Here is a 21769-nt window from a genome sequence, read left to right on the forward strand (position 1 = left end):
CCATTGAATTACCGGTTTTGGGTGTTCAGAAGAACCACCACTACACCGCGCATAAAACAACTTCAGCTCACAATAAACACTTCCACACAGATCAGTTCTTCTTTGCCGAACTCTTTTTCGGTACTACACTGCATCTGACTTCAAATTATAAAATTATTGAAAAAAAACTTCGATCCAAGCTTGGATGCATGAATTTACCTTTTCAAACGCCGATTCTAATGAGAGCCTGGAGAAAGATGGCACGCGCTCGCGCATCTTAAATGAAGATTAAAACACAACTGCAGTTCGTAGAATACAATGCTTATATTCAGGAGATGTTTTACCGAAACTAAACTCTTTAAAAGTGATAGGGAAGTAATCTATGTCAGTGAATATGCTTCTTATACTATTTTTTTTAAATTGTAGCCTGGCTCACGCTGACCAACTGCTTATCTACATTGAGGATACTCAACCGTATGCGTACGCTAAAAATAGCAACACTCCTACCCCTATCGCTGACTTTGTAAAAACTATCGCCATACGCGCTGGCTATCAGCCAGAGATTCGGCCATTGAGCTGGATCGGTATTATGCACTTGGTCAATGGCTCGCAACCTGTGATTTTTTTCCCAGTTGCACGGACGCCGTTTAGAGAAGATAAATATATTTGGCTTGGAGGATTAGCTCATGTCCGAGGCTATTATCTGTACAAGAAAAAAGATCGAATAGATATACAAATTAATAAACTCGAGGACGCAAAAGAATATCGTATCGGCGTGATTGAAGATGATGCCAGAGAACAATTTTTAAAATCAAAGAATTTCAAAGCGAGCAACAATGGTGGCCTTATAAATATTAGCGACAATAACGAGGGCATACGTCTTTTATCAGTTGGCCGACTGGATTTGCTACCCTTATCACAAGATAATTTTGATCACAATTGTGCCACGTTCTGCCAAGACTTCGTCACTACAATCAATCTTGGCTTAGAACTAGACCTGCAACTTGGTGCTAATAAAGCGACCTCAAAAGATGTAGTTGATAGACTTAGAAATGCTTACACCAGCTTACAAAAGGATGGCACACGTCAACGTATGCTAGGGAACAATTAAAGCAAGAGGAGAACACTAATTGCCCGCGTGTTCTTCCTGTCAAACAATGTAAATTTCAGCCAAACTGGAGATTAATTCAGAATTCCCGGTCAACTCAGGCCACAAAATACCGTTATAGAGTCACGGGTTTGTTAATCAACCAAATATGGTGGCATCATGAACAAGACACAGCATCCTTCAAAAGAACAAGTCAGGGATTTTTTGAAGCAGAGACAAATCGGGCACACACCACCACCTGACGTGAAAGAAATACGCCGACAATTAGGTTGGGATTTAATTGAAGCGCAACGTCAATGCACTAATAAATGAAGCACTAAGGCTGAGAATACAACTAAATAGCGCCAAGATTTGTGCGTAAATTTTCGCTAAAAATCATTATCAAGATTTTTAGCGATGTTGTTTTCATAAGCTCATTTATTCAAGTATTTACCCGTCAAAAAAAATCTAGCTTTCCTCGTTTATTGTTTCGTTGCGTATGCGTTCAAAGAAACTTACCACATCAGCCTCTATACGTGTTCGCGCAAAACCGGGCAGGCTTTGCCAGATTCGCTTTCCATAGGGCTTAGAGATTAACCTAGGGTCGCAAATCATCAAAACACCGCGATCAGTCTCATCACGAATTAAGCGCCCTGCCCCTTGCTTGAGGTTGATAATTGCTTCAGGTAACTGATGATGCACAAAACCATTCAATCCCTTTTTTTCCATCGCCGCAATGCGTGCTGCAAGCACAGGATCATCGGGAGGCGAAAATGGTAGCTTATCGATAATTACTAAAGATAAAGCATCCCCGCGAACGTCGACACCTTCCCAAAAACTTTGACTACCAATTAAGACGCCATTGCCAGATGCCCGGAATCGATCGAGTAATTCAGTACGACCAGCATCTCCTTGCACAAACAAAGGAAATGCCAAGCCGCGCTTTTCAAATTCATCTTTGAGTTTTTCAGCACAAAATTTAACCGCCTTTAAGGTGGTACATAGTAGAAATGTCCTCCCCCCGGCCGCAGCAATAACCGGTAAAGCCGCATTCACAACTGCTTCAGTGTAGTCTCTGGAATTTGGATCTGGCATTCCATTGGGGACGTAGAGAAATCCTTGATTCTGATAATCAAACGGACTAGGCCATGTATGAGCTGGTTCATTCCATAAACCCATCTGAGAAACAAAGTGAGCAAAATCATTTTTTACTGCCATGGTAGCGGAAGTAAATATCCAAGCCCGCGGCACTCCCTCTCTTTGTTTGTTAAAAATTGGGGCGATCGATAAAGGTGTTCGATGCAGTTGCAAAGAAACTGAAAATGCCTCAACCCATAAAACGTAATCTCCTTGCTTCTCTTTACCGGAGGGTTCGGCGTTCCAGGCGTCGATCTGATCACTAAGCATAATCGCTCTCGCCCTGCACTGCTCAATGGTTTCCGCACGCTCTGCCTGCTTCTCTAATACACCAATCAAGTCGCTCATACTAGATTTAAGTGCTTCAAGTGCTTCGAAAAACGGACTCGAAGGTGCGATTTGATCGATAGACAGACGAACAATATCCTGCGGAAATGCTAAACGCAGATCACGTGCAGCCCGCTCAACCGGCGCAACCAATTTAGCCCACTCAGCACCGTCTCGGGCATGCGACAAACCCTCTGCTAACGTGTCGCGGCAAAGCTCAAGTACTTGAGAAGTCGAAATAGTATCGCCAAAAAACAATGTCGCAGTCTCAGGGAGTTGATGTGCTTCATCAAAGATGACGGTATTTGCAGACGGCAACAGCTCAGCGATGCCAGTATCTTTTAAAGCGACATCGGCAAAAAAGAGATGATGATTGACCACGACTACATCGGCCTGCTGCGCTTCTTTACGCGCCTTCATTACAAAACAATCTTGATAATACTGACACTCAGACCCCATACAAGTATCTTTGGTCGAGGTCACCAGATTCCAGACACTCGCATTTTCCGGAACACGCGAGAGTTCAGCCTTATCGCCACTATTTGTTGTTTTTATAAAACGAGATATATCACGAAGATATCCTACGTCTTCACGCGAACTTAAACGCCCATTTTGCAAAGTGCGTTCAAGGTGATAATGGCAAAGATAATTCGACCGCCCTTTAAGCAACGCGACAGATACAGGTGCTTTCAAGACCTTTTTTATTGTCGGAATATCTCTTAAAAACAACTGATCTTGAAGATTTTTGGTACCAGTTGAAACAATGACCTTCCCACCCCAGAGCAAAGCGGGCGCAAGATAGGCATAGGTTTTACCAGTTCCGGTTCCGGCTTCAGCCAGCAATGTACTTTGACCTGCAATCGCACTGGCAATTGCTTTCGCCATCTCCGTTTGCGAATTGCGAGGGCGATACCCCGCAATTGTTGCGCTTAGCGGACCCGAAAGCCCAAAAATATGATCAACTTCTGCGTCATGTACGCCAGGAGGTGTTTCTTTGGTCGGAATTTCAATCAAAATGAGAGCATTCAAAAACTAAAAGCAAATAAAAAGGCATGCGCGCAACAATAAATCACGCCGGCACATCTGGAGTTAATTGAATCTTGAGCAAAGTGATATGATCTTTCAATTGCAATTTCCGCTTCTTTAAGCGTCGCAATTGTAACTCATCATGATCTGGATCCTTTGTCAGCGCATTTATTACCACATCAAGATCCCTATGCTCAACTTCTAACTCAATAATTCGTTGTCGTACTTGTTCAGGATGGCTCATAGCCTTCAGCTTAAAGTAAAATAGTGTTAATTAGTATCAAAACATGGAAAGCCAAATAATTGACTTCCCACTAGTGTAATCTACCAAGACGTATGAGCCAATATAAGATAGAAGCTGGCACCGGGCAACATATCGGTGACCGACAGGAACAACAGGACAGGGTCGCCCTTTTTGCGGCTCCGCACGCCCCAGGCTATATGATGGCCGTGGTTGCTGATGGCATGGGTGGCAAAAGCGGCGGCGCTCTCGCGGCCGAGCAAGTTATTCGTACTAGCAAACAGTTATTTGACGAATTTTATCCCGGCAATGACGTTAAGGCATTACTGGAAAATATTCTCAATGAGGCCCACACGGTTATTAAATTAACTGCGGTATCAGCAGAAAAAGAGCCCCATAGTACTTTTGTAGCCCTGGTAATTACTCCTCAACAAGAAGCAATATGGGCTCACGCTGGTGATTCCAGGTTATACCGTTTTAACGGCCCCAATTTTGGTGATAAAACTCGCGACCATTCATATGTCGAAAAACTAGTAGAAGAAGGGAAAATTCTCCCTGAGGAAGCTAAAACACACAAGTTATCAAATATCTTAGTTAACGTTTTGGGCTCGACGAACACACACCCCTTCATCACATTTGGGCAGCACGACGATTTAAAAATTGGTGACAGTTTCTTATTATGTTCTGACGGACTGTGGCATTACTTTGAAGATAATGAGCTTTCAGCCGCCGTAGCCGCAAATACACCAAGACAAGCTGCAGAACTGTTGATTCGTAAAGCCCGTGAACGCGGTACGCCACGAGGAGATAATTGCACATTTGCAATTATCAAACTCATAGAGCCACCTGAAGAAATCAGAAATTATACTGTTCAAAAAATGCGTCGAGCAATTTAAACTAGTTTTACTAGTCCCCAAAAAAACGCGGCACGATAATCTCTGTGCCGCATTTTTCATCCAAATTCATGTAGATATAAATTAACTAGAACTGGATTTCTTCTCGAAATCGATCGCTTCAAAATTAATCACATTACTATCTTCTTCAGGCAATTTAGGAGCAACGCTAGAACCCGTGGAAGCAACAAAAGAATTACGCTCACGGGCTACTTCTCCCATCGATTTTTGACGCTCCAGTTCATTCGCGATAGAAATCAGCAAGAGAATGTCTCTATACACAGGCAACTCAAACCCCATACGTTTTCCATCACGGTCGTCGATAAGCAAACTTTCAAGGAACGGCAAGATATCATTCGTGTTCCACATCGAACAGATTTTTCTAGATAAGTGCTCAAAATCGTCGAGGTGTCTGGTCGGCAATGTTGATGGATCAATTTCAAATTCCGGAACATTTGCATTGAAAAAAACGACAAACCGATCGCGCAAATGATCATATTTTTCTTTACTTCCCACAACTCTGTACAAATCCATCAAATAAAGCCATGGCACCGGCGATTCAGGATGCTCCAGTTCCGCCTGAGGCTCCAGTATTTCTATCGCTCGCTCAGGATCATTCACAGACATCCAGAACTCAGCTTCTTGAGTAACATCCGAGATTTCTTCTACTTTGACTGAGCTTGTCCGAGACGAGAAGAAATTGAAGGTACTGCTGTTGGTGTCTTCCAACGATGGAGTGTAATTTCGTCCAAACACAGACGGCGCCTCTAAGCCACCTAAAGAAGCGTCAGCTGCTGACAGAGTTTTAGAATGAGATGAATTTCCACCTAGTGCTGGACGCGAATAGGACTCAGGGGAATCGGTTGATACACTCGTCGTTGTCGGACCATAACTGGCTTGCACACTATTGACCAAATCTTCAATGTTCAACTTAGTTTCCGGGGCAGGCTTAATTTCTTTTTGCTCCCACCAAGTAGATGATGTCTTTTTGTGTATGCGTTTTACATACGCAACCAACATTGCTACAATTGCAATTGCACCAGCGACAAGGAAAACTAAAAGGTAGAACCAGGTTTTGGGAATCGAGCTTTCTTTTAATTCGTCAATAGTTGACTTATCTTGCTGAATTTGACGTTTTAACTGTGCCGATTCTTTTAGTAATAACTGATTCTTTTGTTCAGTCGACTCAAGTTTCCCGGGAGCAATCTGCGGGATATCCTCACCACGCATCATCGCAGCATATTGCGCTTGCGCAAGGCGTAGCTCGGCAGACGCATCGCTCTCTTTGCCATCGGTTCGTGCTGATATTGTGTCAGCCATCCTCAAGCCTTGAGGTACCAGTTCAGGCTCATCCGACAATTTTAAAGCGTCTCTTACAGGCGAAGATACCGATCGTTGACTAACCGGCTTTAAATTTTTATCATTTTTTTTTACCGTCGCTGATTCAGAGACAATTTCAGATTTCTGCTTAGGTGAGGTTTGCTTAGGTTTAGATCGCAAAGGAAGTTTATCTATTTTCCCTTCTGCGCCGGGAGGGATGTTTACTTTCTGTTCCAGTAAAGGCAAAGCTATATTTGGTGCCGATCCCGAAATTTCAGGCGGATCGAGCAGAATCATATACTCACGGTGCAACTGCACTTCGCAAGCAACATGAACAGTAACTTTAACCGCTGGTTCTTGTATATTTTTACGGGTTGCCAAGTGCAAAAATTTAGCATTTCCCTGAGAACTTATTCTTAAATCAACATTGGATAATAAAACGCCCTCGGCAGATTCAATAGTCGCACGAAAACACCCAGCATCAATATCTTGCGCATCAATGCCGGTCACGTCTAACTGCGCCCTCAGTTGCTGCCCAAGCGAAGACTGAACGCGAAGACCACCCATACCGAGAGCATGGGCGTCGTCGATCGTGCCAGCTAAAAGAGCGCTCAGACACAAAAGATAAAGAGAGGATCTTTGGTATGGAACAAAAATAATAATGTCCTCAGTGATAAAATAGAAACAATTTTCTTTCTTGCAATCGTACCCAATCGCAATCTTACTGTGGTTATAACAAAACTATCACACTCTGAAAATGCTAAAGAAGAAACAAAATGCTTTGCCTATGAGAAATTTCATAATATTTATCAATTTAAACAACAAATGTATTTATTTCAATCATACGCTGCAGCCATTTAGTTACTAATTATTTCTTCCGAAAATCAAGAATTTTTTTCGAAATTCCGCGCAAAATATTTACTTCTTCAACCTCTAATTGAGCACGAGAAAATAATCGTTTTAAACGCGGCATCAGCTTCTTTGGGCTCTTCGGGTCCAGAAAATCAATCGCGACCAAAGCTTGTTCAAGATGCTCATACATCCCTTCAACTTCTTCAATAGAAGCAGCTTGGCCGTGAAAGCCGACGTTACTTCTTGTTTCAGTTTCAGTCGCCAGTCTGCATTCGTATGCCAACAATTGAATTGCCTGGGCCAGATTTAAGGATGAATAGTCCGGGTTAGCAGGAATATTGATCAAGCCCTGACAATTCATGACGATTTGATTAGGCAATCCGTAGCGCTCGCTTCCAAACACCAAGGCAACCTCCCCCTCCTGTGCTGGAGAAATGCGCTCCGCCACTGCTCTAGGTGTAAAAATTGGCGGCGAGAACTCTCGCAGCCGTGCGCTGACCGCCGCAACAAATTTACATCCTGACAAAGCGTCTTCAATCGACGTTACGATTTTTGCTTTCTCCAGAACATCCAATGCTCCACTCGCAAAGGCAATAGCATCAGGATGCGTTAATGCATCACCAAAACGAGGATTAACCAGAATTAACTGCCCAAAACCCATAGTTTTAATAGCACGTGCTGCAGCCCCAATATTGCCCGGATGGCTAGTTTCTACCAGTACAAAGCGCAGTCTTTGAAAAAGAGATGTGTCAGTTTCTGTCAAGTTCATTTAAAATAGCAAGATTAAGCGTTAATTGTTATGTGGTTGAGCGGCCTTTTTTGCCCGACGAAAGACAGTAGCGCACGCTCTTTATCATTTTTGTGTAGCAAACCTCACTCTTTCACTCTTAGGTGATTGAGCTACGTTTGCCGTCATTTTATCGGAAACCTTATGCACCCAATGCTCAATACGGCTATTAAAGCCGCTCGTCGCGGCGCGACAGTTATTAATCGCGCTTCTTTTGATCTCGATCGCGTCAGCGTAACAGAAAAACATTTCAATGATTTTGTCACTGAAGTGGATCAAGCCGCGGAAGCCGCAATTATCGAAGTGTTGAAGACAGCATATCCCGACCACGCAATTCTTGCTGAAGAATCGGGTGCATCCACTAATTTGCACGACGAAAGTGAATATGTCTGGATCATTGATCCACTAGATGGTACGACTAACTTTATCCACGGTTTTCCGCAATATTGCGTTTCCATCGCTTTGCAACACCGTGGCATCATTACCCAAGCCGTTGTCTACGACCCAACACGCAATGAAATGTTCACCGCAACTAAAGGCGGCGGCGCATTTCTGAACGATAAACGCATCCGAGTTACCCGTTGCGACAAAATTGCTGATGCGTTGATTGGAACTGGCTTCCCCTCACGCGACCTGTCCGGCCTCGACCAATACATGGAAATGTTTAAAGTCATGACAAGTAAATGCCAAGGCCTGAGAAGACCAGGTTCTGCGGCACTGGACTTAGCCTACGTAGCAAACGGTCGCCTCGATGGCTTCTTTGAAAAAGGTCTGGCGCCGTGGGATATCGCTGCGGGCTCATTGTTGATCACAGAAGCAGGCGGCATCGTTGGCAATTTTGTTGGCGATTCTGATTACCTGTACAAAGGCGATGTATTGGCAGGAACACCAAAAGTATTCGGGCAAATGGTCAATTTGCTTCAACCATTTGCAGCATCAGAAAAAAAATAGATTTATCTCTTTTACATTCAGCATTTTTTTTGCTGAATGCCCTTTTCACAAGACTGGCGAAAGCCAGTCTGTGCGTTCATCAGATCAGTAGAAACACATGCCCTCATTTATTGAACTCGGCTTATCCGAGGACATTGTTCGTGCCGTTAGCGAACAAGGTTACACATCACCAACCCCTATCCAGCTTCAAGCTATTCCAGCTGTCATCAAGGGTGGAGATTTATTGGCTGGCGCGCAAACCGGTACCGGAAAAACTGCGGGATTTACCCTCCCGGTACTGCAGCGTCTATCGACTTCGCCAAACGCACCAAAAGACAAAGTTTCCAAACGCCCTATCCGTGCACTAGTGCTGACGCCGACACGCGAACTCGCCGCTCAGGTTCAGGAAAGCGTTGAAACCTATGGCAAATATGTTCCATTGACCTCTGGCGTGATTTTTGGTGGCGTTGGCATCAACCCACAAATCAAGTTACTTAAACACGGCGTCGATATTTTAGTTGCGACACCTGGCCGCTTGCTCGACCATCATCAACAAGGGACCATCGATTTACGTAACATCGAAATTCTGATTCTGGATGAAGCAGATCGCATGCTAGACATGGGTTTCATTCACGACATCAAAAAGGTGTTAGCGATATTGCCGCCTAAACGTCAGAATTTATTGTTCTCGGCCACCTTCTCTGACGACATCAAAGTTCTGGCTGACCGGCTTCTGAATAATCCGGAAATGATCGAAGTTGCTCGCCGCAACTCGACCGTGGAAGTGATTGCACAGAAGATTCATCCAGTTGACCGCGATAAAAAACACCCCCTGTTAGCGCATCTGATCAAGACACATCAATGGTCGCAAGTACTGGTGTTCACACGCACCAAACACGGCGCCAACAAATTGGTTGAACAGTTAGCTAAAGACGGTGTGGCAGCCATGGCGATTCATGGTAACAAGAGCCAGTCTGCACGCACCAAAGCGCTGGCTGAGTTTAAAGATGGCAGTCTGCCAGTGTTGGTTGCGACTGACATCGCTGCACGCGGTATTGACATTGACCAATTGCCACACGTGGTCAACTACGATTTGCCTAACGTACCAGAAGACTACGTACACCGCATCGGTCGTACCGGTCGCGCGGGTGCAACAGGTGAGGCAGTATCGCTAGTTTGTGTTGACGAATTTAAATTGTTGGCAGACATTGAGAAATTCATCAAGCGTCAGATTCCACAAGAGATCATTGATGGATTTATCCCCGACCCACACGCCAAAGCGCAACCTATCCAATTACGCAGTTTTGACGGTCGCGGCGGCAATCCAGGCGGGAGAAGCCCACGTCCACAGTCTGGCAATAAACCTGCTCAGGCACGCACGCCAAATCGCAGCGCACCTGCTGGCGCAGTATCAGCGCGCGAAGGCGGCAACAAGCCACGACCACAGGGAAGTCGCCCAGCCGTAAAGCAATCGACCCCAAGACGCTCCGGCGGTCGCGGTAACGGTTAATCAGTCTTTCTCCGGACAATAATTTTAGGGTAATAAATCAGGTAAGTTCTATCTGAGTTTATTACCCTGTTTTCATTTGGGCAGCGAAATTTATCAATACTCCCCCGAGCAGTACCGCGGCGCCATATAAACGCCTGACGCCATCAAGCGAGGGCTTTGGTCGTTTATAATGTGCACTCAATGATGCTCTAGCGCATTTGCACATTACACATATCGCCAATAGCTAAACGCAGTATGGGTAAATTCAAAGTACAAAGCCCACAGACAGAGAAGCTTCACCTCAAGAAAATATCACCTGATTACAGTACAAAATAAGAACAATCACATGGTTACGAATGACAAAGCAGTAAGCCACACCCCAATGATGACGCAATACCTGAACATCAAAGCGGAGCACCCGGATACCTTGGTGTTTTATCGCATGGGAGACTTTTATGAATTATTTTTCGGCGACGCTGAAAAAGTATCTCGCCTGCTCGGCATCACTCTGACCCAACGCGGCAGCTCGGGGGGCAATCCAATCAAGATGGCCGGCATCCCATTTCATTCGCTTGAGCCATATCTCGCGAAACTTGTAAAAATGGGAGAGTCTGCTGCCATTTGCGAACAGGTCGGTGATCCAGCAACCAGCAAAGGACCGGTCGAGCGCAAAGTCATGCGCGTGATCACTCCTGGCACCTTGACTGATACCGATTTATTGCCGGAAAAGTCTGAACGCCCCCTACTCTCACTATGCTTACTGCAGCATCGTAAAACAGTCACCGTTGGCTTATCATGGTTGTCATTAGCAAGTGGTGCGCTGAAATTAATGGAATTCGCCACCGATGAAAAATCATTACTTCAACGCCTGCAACAAGAATTAGAACGCATCTCCCCGGCTGAGATTTTGATTTCCGCAGGCACACTATTACTGGACGAACATTATCAGGCATTGCCAGGTAAATTTTCTGAAGTACCGGATTGGCATTTTGATGTCAAACAAGGCCAAAAATCCCTGCAAGATCAATTAGGCACAAACTCTTTGACTGGATTTGGCGCTGAAAACTTAAGCGCCGCAATTGGTGCATCAGGAGCGTTGTTACGGTATGCCGAAAGCACACAGGGACGTGGTTTAAAACACGTCAACAGCTTAGCAGTTGAAAGTGAGCATGAATTTATTGGTCTCGATACCGCCACGCGTCGCAATTTGGAGATCACAGAAACCTTACGTGGACAAGAATCACCGACCTTATTCTCTTTGCTCGACCATTGCCGCACTGCGATGGGAGCACGTTTGCTACGTCACTGGCTGCACCATGCTAAACGTGATCAGAGTATCGCACGTGCCCGACATGATGCGATCAAAGCGTTAATCAATGCTGATTCAGCCGATGGCCTTGCCACCACCCTGAACTCGGTTCCCGATATCGAACGGATTACTACCCGCATCGCTTTGCAATCAGCGAGGCCACGTGACTTATCCGGTTTGCGCGATGGTTTGCAACATTTACCCAATTTGCGCAATTACGTCAGCATGTGCATTGCCGACAATCAAACCAGCGTTCTGACGAAAATACTCGCCGATCTCGCCACACCGGCTGACTGCCTTGATTTGCTAGAACGTGGGTTGATGCCTTTGCCTGCCACCATGGTCAGAGATGGAGGCGTGATTGCGACCGGATTTGATGGTGAACTCGATGAGTTGCGCTCATTATCAGAAAATGCGGGACAGTTTTTGGTCGATTTGGAAGCATCGGAACGTGAACGTACCGGCATCGCCAATCTGCGCGTTGAATACAACCGCGTGCATGGGTTTTATATCGAAGTCACCAATGGTCAAACGGATAAAGTCCCTGAGAACTATCGCCGCCGTCAGACGCTGAAAAATGCCGAGCGCTATATCACGCCAGAATTAAAAGCATTTGAAGACAAAGCCTTGTCTGCGCAAGAACGCGCACTGGTGCGTGAAAAAATGCTGTACGAAAAATTACTGCAAGATTTATTGCCACACATCAGCCTGCTGCAAGCGATTGCTCATGCCATTGCAGAGCTTGATGCGTTAGTGAGCCTGACCGAACACGCAACTAAAAACAATTGGTGCGCACCACAATTGGTTGCTGAACCAGTTCTGCAAATTCGTCAGGGCCGACATCCTGTCGTTGAAAATCAGATTGAACGCTTTATCGCGAATGATTGTGAGTTGTCACAGGAGCGTAAATTGCTGTTGATTACTGGCCCGAATATGGGCGGTAAATCAACCTTTATGCGTCAAGTGGCGCTAATCACCTTACTCGCCTACGTCGGCAGTTATGTGCCCGCCAATTCCGCCACAATCGGGCCTATTGACCGTATTTTCACTCGTATAGGAGCCGCTGATGATCTGGCAGGTGGACGTTCTACATTTATGGTGGAGATGACAGAATCAGCAGCCATTTTAAATGGCGCAACCGAAAACTCTCTAGTGCTGATGGATGAAGTTGGACGAGGCACCTCAACCTTTGACGGGCTGGCACTGGCGTGGGCGATTTCCAAGCATCTCATTCAGGTCTCGAAGAGTTTTACGCTCTTCGCGACGCATTATTTTGAGTTAACGCAATTACCAGATGTGCATCCAAGCGCAGAAAACGTACATCTTTCTGCGGTTGAGCACAAAGAAAACATCGTCTTCTTACATGCGGTACAAGCGGGGCCTGCCTCACAAAGTTATGGCCTGCAAGTCGCTCAATTAGCCGGTATACCACAGACCGTAATACGCTCGGCACGCAAGCACCTGGCCGAACTCGAAGCACATTCTTTGCAATCAACACCGCAATTTGATTTATTTTCAGCTACACCTGGCATTGCGGCAATAGAGCAAGAAGTCGCTGAAGCGGAACCAGTCAATACGGAATTGGATGACGCCCTGACTTCACTGGATCCGGATACCATGACACCGAGAGAGGCTTTAGATGCCTTGTATGAGTTAAAAGTATTGCACAAGCAAACACGCAAAGCCTAAAAAGTAAAAAAGCCGCATCTTGCGGCTTTTTTACTTAAACAGCGAGCTACACGAAATTAGTGGATTGGATGGCTTCGATATTCATTACCAGCGTCATCATCCTCATCGTCGTCATGATGATGACCATGCGCGCCGTGTACATGTCCATGAGCAATTTCCTCATCCGTTGCAGCACGCACGTCGTCAACTGTCAGGGAAAAGCGTAAAGCAATGCCCGCCAATGGATGATTTCCATCCAACACAACTTTATCATCGGCAATATCGGTCACAGTGAAAATATGCGCCTCTTCTTCTGAGGACTCGTCTGAATCATCAGCATCTTCAGGCATACCTTCAAATTGCATGCCTACTTCCAAAGGAGATGGGAAACGTGAACGAGGCTCAACTTTGACCAGTGCAGCATCATAATCACCAAATGCGTCTTCTGGATTTAATTGTAAAGTTGTCTCAAACCCGACTTCTTTACCTTCTAAGGCTTCTTCAATTTTTGGAAAAATATTGTCGTAGCCACCATGAAGATAAACCATAGGCTCTTGCCCCTCTTCAATCAGGTTATCTTGCGCATCTGTTAATTTATAACGCGCGGTAACCACTGAGTTTTTGACAATCTTCATACAAAGTCCTTAAAAAAATATTCATCCTTGATTATACCTGTCTGGAACAAGCATGAAGGCAAGCCTATAATGCTGATATGAAAAAAAATTCCACACCTCTACCGCTTCTGGGCGGACTCAGCGCCGATCAATTCTTCAGCGAGTACTGGCATAAAAAGCCACTCGTGATCCGACAGGCAATTCCAGCATTCGCTCCCCTTCTGACACCAGCAGAGTTATTTGAACTCGCCGCGCAAGACGATGTTGAATCGCGCTTGATCAGCTTCTTCAAAAAACACTGGGAAATGAAAAACGGCCCAATTAATAAGCTGCCACTCAAAGAGAAAAAAGACTGGACACTGTTAGTACAAGGCGTCAATCTGCATCACGAAGCCGCTGATAATTTACTGCGCCAATTCCGCTTCATCCCTGATGCAAGATTGGATGACCTGATGATCAGCTATGCTGCCGATGGCGGAGGCGTAGGCCCACACTTTGATTCCTATGACGTATTTTTGTTGCAAGCGCATGGTCAACGTCGCTGGCAAATCGGGGCGCAAAAGGATTTATCCCTCATCGAAGGCATGCCACTGAAGATACTCAACAACTTCACACCTGAACAAGAATTCATTTTAGAGCCAGGCGATATGCTGTATTTACCGCCACAATATGCTCACGATGGTGTAGCAATAGGTGAGTGCATGACATATTCGATCGGATTCCGCGCACCTTCCCATCAAGAGCTCGGTCAATCATTTCTCAATTTCATGTCCGACACGATTGAGTTACCAGGTCGTTATCAAGATCCGGAATTGCAGGCGACCAGCCACCCGGCTGAAATAAGCCAAGAGATGGTCGAAAAAATTGCCGCAGAAATTGCAAAAATTAAATTTTCTGAGGAAGACATTACGATTTTTATTGGCGAATATTTGTCCGAACCAAAATCAAATGTGTTTTTTGATTCACCAGAAAAACCACTAAGCCCCAAACGCTTTGCGCAAAACGCGCAAAAACGTGGTCTCAAACTCGCACTAAAAACATCCATGCTCTACAAAGGCAAACATGTTTTCATTAATGGTGAATCTTTTGCAGTGCAAAAAGAAGACGCAAAATTATTAACCAAACTAGCCAACGACAGATGTTTAAGTGGCGAGGATCTAAGCGACACAACCGAAGATGTCTTAGAGGCCTTTTGTCTTTGGTATGAAGATGGCTGGTTGCAATTAACATAAGAATTGTTGCTTTTCCGCACTTGCACAAAGACGAAAAACAACCAATTTCTGCAAAAATCCGGTAATTTCAGATTTAGATGCTTTCTTCAGTGCAAATTTTTAACAAAATAGAGGCAATTCGGCATCAATATCTATTCCATTGCCTGAAAAATCATTATAATCATGGGCTAGGAAACTTTCGGAGGTGCCGGTGCGATATTTTGCATTCGCATTCTTCGAGTAAGCCTATAGAGCGATAATTACCGGTAATTATTCATCGCAAAATTTTGATCTTATTTTTTTGATCTACTTATTGAAAGTACAAACATGAAAAAATCACTCTTGCTCGTATCCCTGTTGGCAATCGCTTTGGCAGCTTGTGGCAAAAAAGAAGAAGCACCTGCAGCATCCGCAGTTGCTCCAGCTCCAGCTTCAGCAGCAGTAGAAACACCAGCAGCAGCTCCAGCACCAGCTGCAGCATCTGACGCAGCTCCAGCTTCTGACGCAGCTCCAGCTGCTTCCGCAACAGCGGCACCAGCTTCCAAGTAATTTTTTATTGCTTGTAAAAAGCCGACCAATTGGTCGGCTTTTTTTACGCCCTTTTACACCCTTTTACGCCCAGATGCTGCGATTTTCAAAAACTAGATAATGGCAACATGAATTAGGCAAAAAAAAGCACGGCAGTTTTTGCCGTGCTTTTTCTATGAAATAATTGACTTAGAACGAATTATTTCAACTGATCCTGTAACAACTTCAGTATTTTCTCAGCAACCGCAGAAGAATCAGGTTTACCATCCACATCCTGAACAGATACATTGCTCAGATCACCGCTTGCTGCGTTTTTAACGTAAACGCGATATTTTTGTGCATTTTTTGAAGCTTCACTAGACGATCCAAACAATTTAGAGAAGAATCCTTCGCTCGCGCCTTTGGTTTTAGCATCGATATCCTGATCAATATAACGAACAAAATATAAACCCTTAGAGCGATCCCTGTCTTCGACAGTAAATCCAACACGATCAAGCGCCAATCCTACGCGGCGCCATGCACGATCAAAACCCTCGTCCACGGAAATATAGCTGACATCACCTTCTTTCAGCAATTGCGCATGCGGTTTAGCAGTTGGTGCAGCGGAAGCGCTCACAGCAACCTTAGCCCCTTCGGCATCAGCACCTAAACGCACCATCAAACGCGTCAGGAATTCAGCCTCAAGACCGGTATCCACGGGACGTGGCGTCCAGGCAGTACCGTCCTTTTGCGCTCCAGTCAACACCTCTTGTGCACCGCGATGGCTAATGTAGATTTCTACTTCGCCATTCGAACCACGCTCAAGGCGAGTCCGGAACTTATCACGCTCACCTGTCGAATACAATGAATCCAGCACCTTACCCAAGGTATCACGAATAATATCTTGAGGAATTTTTGCACGGTTTTCCGCCCAATCCGTCTCCATCACACCAGCCTCTTGATTTTCGACGTTGATTAAGAAACCCAAGTCTTGCCAAAAGTCTTTAATTTGCGGCCATAATGCTTCAGTCGAAGCACTTTTTATGACCAGATAACGTTGATTGCCATCGCGAACGATACGCATATCTTTGACTTGATTTGGTGCAATAACTGCACTGGAGACAGTCGCCTTATCACCTTTTTCGAGATTATACCCAGAGGCGGTTGCAGTTGATTTATTTGCTTCAGGAATTGCAAAACGACTATCACGGCGTATCTGCGTCAAATCTGGTGGAACTTCCAAAGAAACCGTCGTCGCTTTACCAGCGCTTTTGTAATCAATCTTGTTGGGTTCAACCAAATTACTGATTGAAGAACAACCAGACAATCCCACTAACGCTACCGCGCCGATGATCCCGTTTTTAGCAACAAAGCTTTTTGCCATGTGAAAGTCCCTACGAATTATTATCAATTAAAACGACTTAGAGCAAACGACTTGGTACCTGGTAACAAGTCGTTCAAGATGATGCTTATTGTAATACACCTGCCTCACGTAACGCAGTACGAACTACCTCATGATATTGCTCCGCCATAGGAACGAGCGGCAAACGAATACCTGAAGGAATCAATCCCATCTCCATCATTGCCCATTTTACAGGCAGTGGATTTGGCTCAATAAACAACTTATTATGTAAAGACAAGACGCGATTGTTAATCGCAATCGCTGCGTGCGTATCACCGCGCATTGCCGCCACACACATTTCATGCATAGCACGTGGTGCGACATTGGCCGTCACGGAAATATTTCCCTTACCACCACAGAACATCAATGCCATTGCAGTCGCGTCATCCCCTGAGTAAACGGCAAAGTCGGCTGGCGCAAGACGAATCAGGTCAATGCCGCGCGCGATGTTGCCAGTCGCATCTTTAACACCAATAATGCCTGGCACTTGCGCTAAGCGCAAAATCGTTTCATTGGACATGTCCGCGACAGTGCGTCCAGGGACATTGTACAAAATCACAGGGATATCAACGGATTCAGCAATTTTCTTGAAATGCTGATACATACCCTCTTGCGTAGGACGATTATAGTAAGGCACTACCTGCAAAGATGCATCTGCGCCGATTTCTTTGGCAAATTTTGTTAAAGCGATCGCTTCAGCAGTTGAGTTACCGCCAGAGCCAGCAATCACCGGTACGCGCTTATTCACATGCTCGACTGCAACTCGAATTAATTCACAATGTTCTTCTGGCGAAACCGTTGGCGATTCACCAGTGGTACCGACGATGACGATACCGTCCGTACCTTCAGCAATATGCCAATCAATCAGTTTGCGCAAGCAAGGCAAATCAAGACTGCCATCAGCATGCATAGGGGTCACAATAGCAACCAGACTTCCCTGTATCTTTGTCATGTTAGTGCACGAAAAAAGTAAAACCCCGATTGTAGCGGATAGACTGCAAATCGGGGCGTAAATAGCTGGAATTCAGATTCAAACTTTTCAACTAAATTGATCCAGCAGGCCTATAGATGATCAAACACAGAAGAAAATGCTGCTTTACGCGCACAAATACGCTGCACCATGGCGTCTTTCGGTTTCGAAACAAACCCCTCTTCATAAGCAATGACCTGCATTTGCACCTGAGCATTAGAACGCATTTGTTCCAAAAGTTCACCCGGACTTAATAAAAAAGCTGGGTTGGATGGCTTACCAAACTCTGCATTTCCTTGTGCAAAGGTCTCGTAAATGAGCACACCATCTGGTTTTAAGCTTGCCAACAAATACGGAAATAATGGGCGATGCAAATAATTACAAACAATGATCGCTGAAAACATGTCGTCGGAAAATGGCCAATTCGCAGTTTCAGCATCCGGTTCGAGATCATGCTGAATGACATTTGCACCTCGCGCTGATAAGGCCGGCAGCATCGCGGGATTTTTATCCAACGCTATTACAGCATACCCCGAAGCCAACAACCAATGCGTATGACGTCCACTACCGCACGCCACATCCAACACCTGTCCCGTGGGCAGTAAATGAGCAAAGCGCTGCACCCACGGTGACACCAGCACATCTGCCGCTGCAGCACGCTCTACCGAACTATGAGTACAAATGGCAGTCATTTTTTAGACGGGAACACCCAATAGCAATGCAAACGGCGTGATCAACAACTTCAATATGAAGTTGGATAACATCATCACAGGCAACAGCCAGAATTGCAGCCAATGTATCATTACCAAGCCCATGACAATAAAAAAGCCGTACGGCTCAATCTGGGCAAATTTATAGGCGAGCTTGTTCGGCAAGAGACTCACGAGAATACGACCACCATCGAGGGGCGGAATAGGAAACAAGTTAAATGCAAGCATCACCAGATTGGTCAACACGCCAGCATTTGCCATCTTGATGAAAAAGATCTCCTCGATGTTTGCAGCTTGCAGAACAACGCCAAACATCAGCCAAAAAAACGCCATCACGAAATTAGCGCCAGGACCCGCCAACGCAACCCAAGCCATATCGCGCTTAGGATTTTTTAAGCGGGAAAAATTAATAGATACAGGTTTCGCGTAACCAAAGAGAAATGCACCACCTGTCGCGACATAAAGCACCGCAGGAATGATAATCGTACCAAACGGATCTATATGCACCAAAGGATTAAGGCTGACCCGCCCCTGACTAAACGCTGTGGTATCGCCAAAATATTTCGCTGCAAAGCCATGCGCCGCCTCATGCAAGGTAATCGCAAATATTACTGGCAAAGCGTAAATCAGAATCGTTCTGATCAACTCACTAAAATCATTCATAAAGTACTTTTAAAATTTTTATAAAAAAGGAAACTTAGCTTACCTCATCTTGGCTTACAGACCAAACATACTGACATCTCCCCTGCCCTGACGAATTAATTCCGGCACGTCTCCTGTCATGTCAATCACTGTCGTCGGTGTGAGGCTACAAGGGCCACCATCGATAATAAGATCAATTTGCTTCTCAAGGCGTTCGCGAATGATTTCGGGATCGGTAATGGGTTCATCATCGTCTGGTAAAATCAAAGTTGTTGCCAATAAAGGTTGGCGCAACTCTTCCAACAGAGCATGGGTAATTTTATTTTCCGGCACACGCAAGCCTATCGTTTTACGAGAAGGATGACTCAAGCGCCGGGGCACTTCTTTGGTCGCCTCCAAAATCATGGTATATGGCCCTGGTGTCGCCGCTTTCAGCATACGATATTGACGATTATCGACCTTCGCATACAAAGCAATCTCGGATAAGTCACGACACAACAGTGTTAAATGATGCCTCTCATCTACACCTCGGATACGTCGCAGTCGGGTCACCGCCTCTTTATCATCCAGATGACAAACCAGGGCATAGCACGAGTCAGTAGGCACAGCAACGATGCCGCCACCATCAATAATTTGTACCGCCTGCTTAATCAAGCGCAACTGCGGATTATCAGGATGAATTTGGAAAAATTGGCTCATAAAAGAATAAAGGCGGTAGCAATCGCTACCGCCATGAAAGTGAATGCATGATTACTTTAGACTTTGCAATGCAGCAATACGTGCTTCCATCGGTGGATGGGAGGAAAACAATTCCGACCAACCCGCTTTATCACTAATGCCAGCAGCTGCAATTGATTTTGGCAACTCGCCAGGCTCCATGCCACCCAGCCGCGCTAACGCATGAATCATCGGCTGACGATTACCAAGCAAACGCGCAGACCCAGCATCGGCACGGAACTCACGTTGACGTGAGAACCAGGCAACGATCACCGATGCACCAATACCAAAAATGATTTCGCACACAAACACAGTAATCATGTATCCAATACCTGGGCGGTCATCATCACCATTACGGAAAAATGTTTTATCGACCAAATAACCGACAACGCGAGCCAAAAATACCACAAACGTGTTGACGACACCTTGAATCAAAGTCATTGTCACCATATCGCCGTTGGCAATATGCGCAACTTCATGACCAAGAACAGCCTCAACTTCTTCCTTAGTCATACTTTGCAGCAGTCCAGTCGATACCGCTACTAAAGCGGAATTTTTGAAAGCACCGGTCGCAAATGCGTTTGGTTCACCTTCATAGATTGCCACTTCTGGCATTTGGATTCCTGCACGCTCGGCCAGCATACGAACGGTATTCACTAACCACAGTTCGGTAGAAGACGATGGCGAATCAATAACACGCGCTCCAGTTGACCACTTGGCCATTGGTTTGCTGATTAATAAGGAAAAAATAGCACCGGTAAAACCTACCACCAGTGAAAATGCCATTAAGGTACCCATCTGCAAACCATTGGCAGTCAGAAATCGATTAACTCCCAATACAGATAAGACAATAGACATCACTGCCATCACGGCAAGGTTAGTCAATAAAAATAAAACGATGCGCTTCATATAGCTTCTCCAGTGCAGGAAAAATAAAAATCCTGCAAGAAAGATATGGCCATTCCGAGAAAATTCAAGACGATTTGACTGGATTTACGTCAAATCACGTGGATTTCAGTAAATTCAAGCTGAAACAGATCAAAACTGAGCAAATTCGACCTCATGGAACCCAATCAGACTGAAAACCAAGTTTCCCACACAGGTTTAGATGTTTTTGGCATTGCCGGCAGCTTACCTATATCCACTTCAGCATCGTCAGGCGAATGAAAGTCAGATCCGCGCGACACCAAAAAACCATACTGATTGGCGATGCGGGTATATTCGTCGTACTGATCGACACTGTGACTACCAGTCACGGTTTCTATCGCGACACCACCGAGAGCCTTAAATTCTTTGAAGAAACTGTCGTAAGCAATCGGCGTCAAATCATAACGTCCGGGGTGAGCGACGATAGCAACACCGCCAGCGCCGCGTATCCAGGAGACCGCTTCATCTAAGGTAGCCCAGCGATGTGCAACATAGCCAGGTTTGCCTTCGGTCAGATATTTTTTAAACGCATCAGAAACTGAATCACACGCACCAATTTCTAATAGATAGCGGGCAAAGTGGGAGCGCGAAATCAGGTTAGGATTGCCGACATACTTCAGCGCACCTTCATAGACCCCCTCAATACCAGCCCGTGCAGCAAGATCCACTGCCATATCGCGAGCGCGACGTTCGCGTCCAGAACGGGTTTTAGCAAGACCATCGATAAGATCACTATTCGTTTCATCGATATTCAAACCCACAATGTGAATCGTCTTACCAGCCCAGGTAATAGAGATTTCAACACCAGTGATAAAACGCAAATTTAATGCCGCCGCCGCTGCACGTGCCTCGGCTATACCGCCAACTTCATCGTGATCCGTCAACGCCCAGACATCCACGCCATTTTTCTTGGCTCTGGCAGCAAGCTCAGACGGCGACAACACTCCATCAGAAATGGTCGAGTGGCTATGGAAATCAACGTTTAGACTTAAAGCGGACATAATGGACATCACAATGCGAAAAC

Annotated in this window: 20 protein-coding genes; 8 read left to right on the plus strand and 12 right to left on the minus strand. The window is 45.4% G+C overall.

Going from position 1 to position 21769, the window contains the following annotated elements; genetic code table 11:
* Nucleotides 1-361: 361 nt before the first annotated feature.
* Complete coding sequence (locus tag ACO0KY_RS06725) at nt 362-1090, plus strand: substrate-binding periplasmic protein (RefSeq protein WP_423044970.1); 729 nt, start codon at nt 362-364, stop codon at nt 1088-1090.
* Nucleotides 1091-1246: 156 nt separating this feature from the next.
* Nucleotides 1247-1399 carry a hypothetical protein gene (locus ACO0KY_RS06730; protein WP_186912206.1) on the plus strand — a complete coding sequence of 51 codons (153 nt, stop codon included), beginning with the start codon at nt 1247-1249 and terminating at the stop codon, nt 1397-1399.
* 135 nt (nt 1400-1534) lie between these two features.
* Here ACO0KY_RS06730 and ACO0KY_RS06735 read toward each other — a convergent pair whose 3' ends face one another.
* Together ACO0KY_RS06735 and ACO0KY_RS06740 are read right to left on the minus strand one after the other, a co-directional pair.
* The gene (locus tag ACO0KY_RS06735; protein ID WP_423044971.1) at nt 1535-3544 is read right to left on the minus strand and encodes an ATP-dependent DNA helicase; all 2010 of its coding nucleotides are present in this window, start codon (nt 3542-3544) and stop codon (nt 1535-1537) included.
* 55 nt (nt 3545-3599) lie between these two features.
* Complete coding sequence (locus tag ACO0KY_RS06740; protein WP_186912208.1) at nt 3600-3800, minus strand: YdcH family protein; 201 nt, start codon at nt 3798-3800, stop codon at nt 3600-3602.
* Nucleotides 3801-3892: 92 nt separating this feature from the next.
* On the opposite strand from ACO0KY_RS06740, the gene ACO0KY_RS06745 reads away from it, so the two are divergent.
* A complete protein-coding gene (locus ACO0KY_RS06745; protein ID WP_186912209.1) occupies nt 3893-4693 on the plus strand; it encodes a PP2C family protein-serine/threonine phosphatase in 801 nt (266 codons plus the stop codon).
* An 81-nt stretch (nt 4694-4774) separates the two neighbouring features.
* Here the strand turns inward: ACO0KY_RS06745 and ACO0KY_RS06750 are convergent, their stop codons facing one another.
* Nucleotides 4775-6520, minus strand: coding sequence for a type IV pilus assembly protein FimV (locus tag ACO0KY_RS06750; protein WP_423044972.1), 1746 nt, complete (start codon nt 6518-6520; stop codon nt 4775-4777).
* A gap of 358 nt (nt 6521-6878) precedes the next feature.
* Nucleotides 6879-7631: an RNA methyltransferase gene (locus ACO0KY_RS06755; protein ID WP_186912211.1), complete on the minus strand. Its 753-nt coding sequence runs from the start codon at nt 7629-7631 to the stop codon at nt 6879-6881.
* A 171-nt stretch (nt 7632-7802) separates the two neighbouring features.
* Between ACO0KY_RS06755 and ACO0KY_RS06760 the strand changes: the two genes are divergently transcribed.
* The 3 genes from ACO0KY_RS06760 to mutS all read left to right on the plus strand — a co-directional run bounded on the left by ACO0KY_RS06760 (nt 7803) and on the right by mutS (nt 13066).
* Entirely contained in the window at nt 7803-8600 is a 798-nt protein-coding gene (locus ACO0KY_RS06760) for an inositol monophosphatase family protein (RefSeq protein ID WP_423045088.1), read from the plus strand.
* Nucleotides 8601-8697: 97 nt separating this feature from the next.
* Nucleotides 8698-10089, plus strand: coding sequence for a DEAD/DEAH box helicase (locus tag ACO0KY_RS06765; protein WP_423044973.1), 1392 nt, complete (start codon nt 8698-8700; stop codon nt 10087-10089).
* Nucleotides 10090-10414: 325 nt separating this feature from the next.
* The gene (mutS, locus tag ACO0KY_RS06770) at nt 10415-13066 is read left to right on the plus strand and encodes a DNA mismatch repair protein MutS (RefSeq protein ID WP_423044974.1); all 2652 of its coding nucleotides are present in this window, start codon (nt 10415-10417) and stop codon (nt 13064-13066) included.
* 56 nt (nt 13067-13122) lie between these two features.
* Here the strand turns inward: mutS and ACO0KY_RS06775 are convergent, their stop codons facing one another.
* Nucleotides 13123-13680, minus strand: a complete 558-nt coding sequence (locus ACO0KY_RS06775) for an FKBP-type peptidyl-prolyl cis-trans isomerase (RefSeq protein WP_423044975.1) — start codon at nt 13678-13680, stop codon at nt 13123-13125.
* A gap of 77 nt (nt 13681-13757) precedes the next feature.
* Here ACO0KY_RS06775 and ACO0KY_RS06780 point away from each other — a divergent pair, with 77 nt between their 5' ends.
* Together ACO0KY_RS06780 and ACO0KY_RS06785 are read left to right on the plus strand one after the other, a co-directional pair.
* Nucleotides 13758-14891: a JmjC domain-containing protein gene (locus ACO0KY_RS06780; RefSeq protein WP_423044976.1), complete on the plus strand. Its 1134-nt coding sequence runs from the start codon at nt 13758-13760 to the stop codon at nt 14889-14891.
* Nucleotides 14892-15197: 306 nt separating this feature from the next.
* The gene (locus ACO0KY_RS06785) at nt 15198-15419 is read left to right on the plus strand and encodes a hypothetical protein (protein ID WP_186912215.1); all 222 of its coding nucleotides are present in this window, start codon (nt 15198-15200) and stop codon (nt 15417-15419) included.
* Nucleotides 15420-15597: 178 nt separating this feature from the next.
* Here ACO0KY_RS06785 and bamC read toward each other — a convergent pair whose 3' ends face one another.
* From bamC to ACO0KY_RS06820, 7 genes are all read right to left on the minus strand, one after another.
* Nucleotides 15598-16761, minus strand: a complete 1164-nt coding sequence (gene bamC / locus ACO0KY_RS06790) for an outer membrane protein assembly factor BamC (RefSeq protein WP_423044977.1) — start codon at nt 16759-16761, stop codon at nt 15598-15600.
* Between the two features lie 85 nt (nt 16762-16846).
* Nucleotides 16847-17731 carry a 4-hydroxy-tetrahydrodipicolinate synthase gene (gene dapA, locus ACO0KY_RS06795; protein WP_423044978.1) on the minus strand — a complete coding sequence of 295 codons (885 nt, stop codon included), beginning with the start codon at nt 17729-17731 and terminating at the stop codon, nt 16847-16849.
* Nucleotides 17732-17841: 110 nt separating this feature from the next.
* The gene (locus ACO0KY_RS06800) at nt 17842-18441 is read right to left on the minus strand and encodes a class I SAM-dependent methyltransferase (protein WP_423044979.1); all 600 of its coding nucleotides are present in this window, start codon (nt 18439-18441) and stop codon (nt 17842-17844) included.
* A 3-nt stretch (nt 18442-18444) separates the two neighbouring features.
* Nucleotides 18445-19122, minus strand: a complete 678-nt coding sequence (locus ACO0KY_RS06805) for a site-2 protease family protein (protein ID WP_423044980.1) — start codon at nt 19120-19122, stop codon at nt 18445-18447.
* 54 nt (nt 19123-19176) lie between these two features.
* Complete coding sequence (locus ACO0KY_RS06810; protein ID WP_423044981.1) at nt 19177-19800, minus strand: L-threonylcarbamoyladenylate synthase; 624 nt, start codon at nt 19798-19800, stop codon at nt 19177-19179.
* 51 nt (nt 19801-19851) lie between these two features.
* Entirely contained in the window at nt 19852-20727 is an 876-nt protein-coding gene (htpX, locus tag ACO0KY_RS06815; RefSeq protein WP_423044982.1) for a protease HtpX, read from the minus strand.
* 164 nt (nt 20728-20891) lie between these two features.
* Nucleotides 20892-21755 (minus strand): 3',5'-nucleoside bisphosphate phosphatase, encoded by an 864-nt coding sequence (locus tag ACO0KY_RS06820; protein WP_423044983.1) that lies wholly within the window; start codon nt 21753-21755, stop codon nt 20892-20894.
* Nucleotides 21756-21769 lie beyond the last annotated feature (14 nt).

The sequence above is a fragment of the Undibacterium sp. Dicai25W genome (genome assembly GCF_049340505.1).
GTDB lineage: Bacteria > Pseudomonadota > Gammaproteobacteria > Burkholderiales > Burkholderiaceae_D > Undibacterium > Undibacterium jejuense.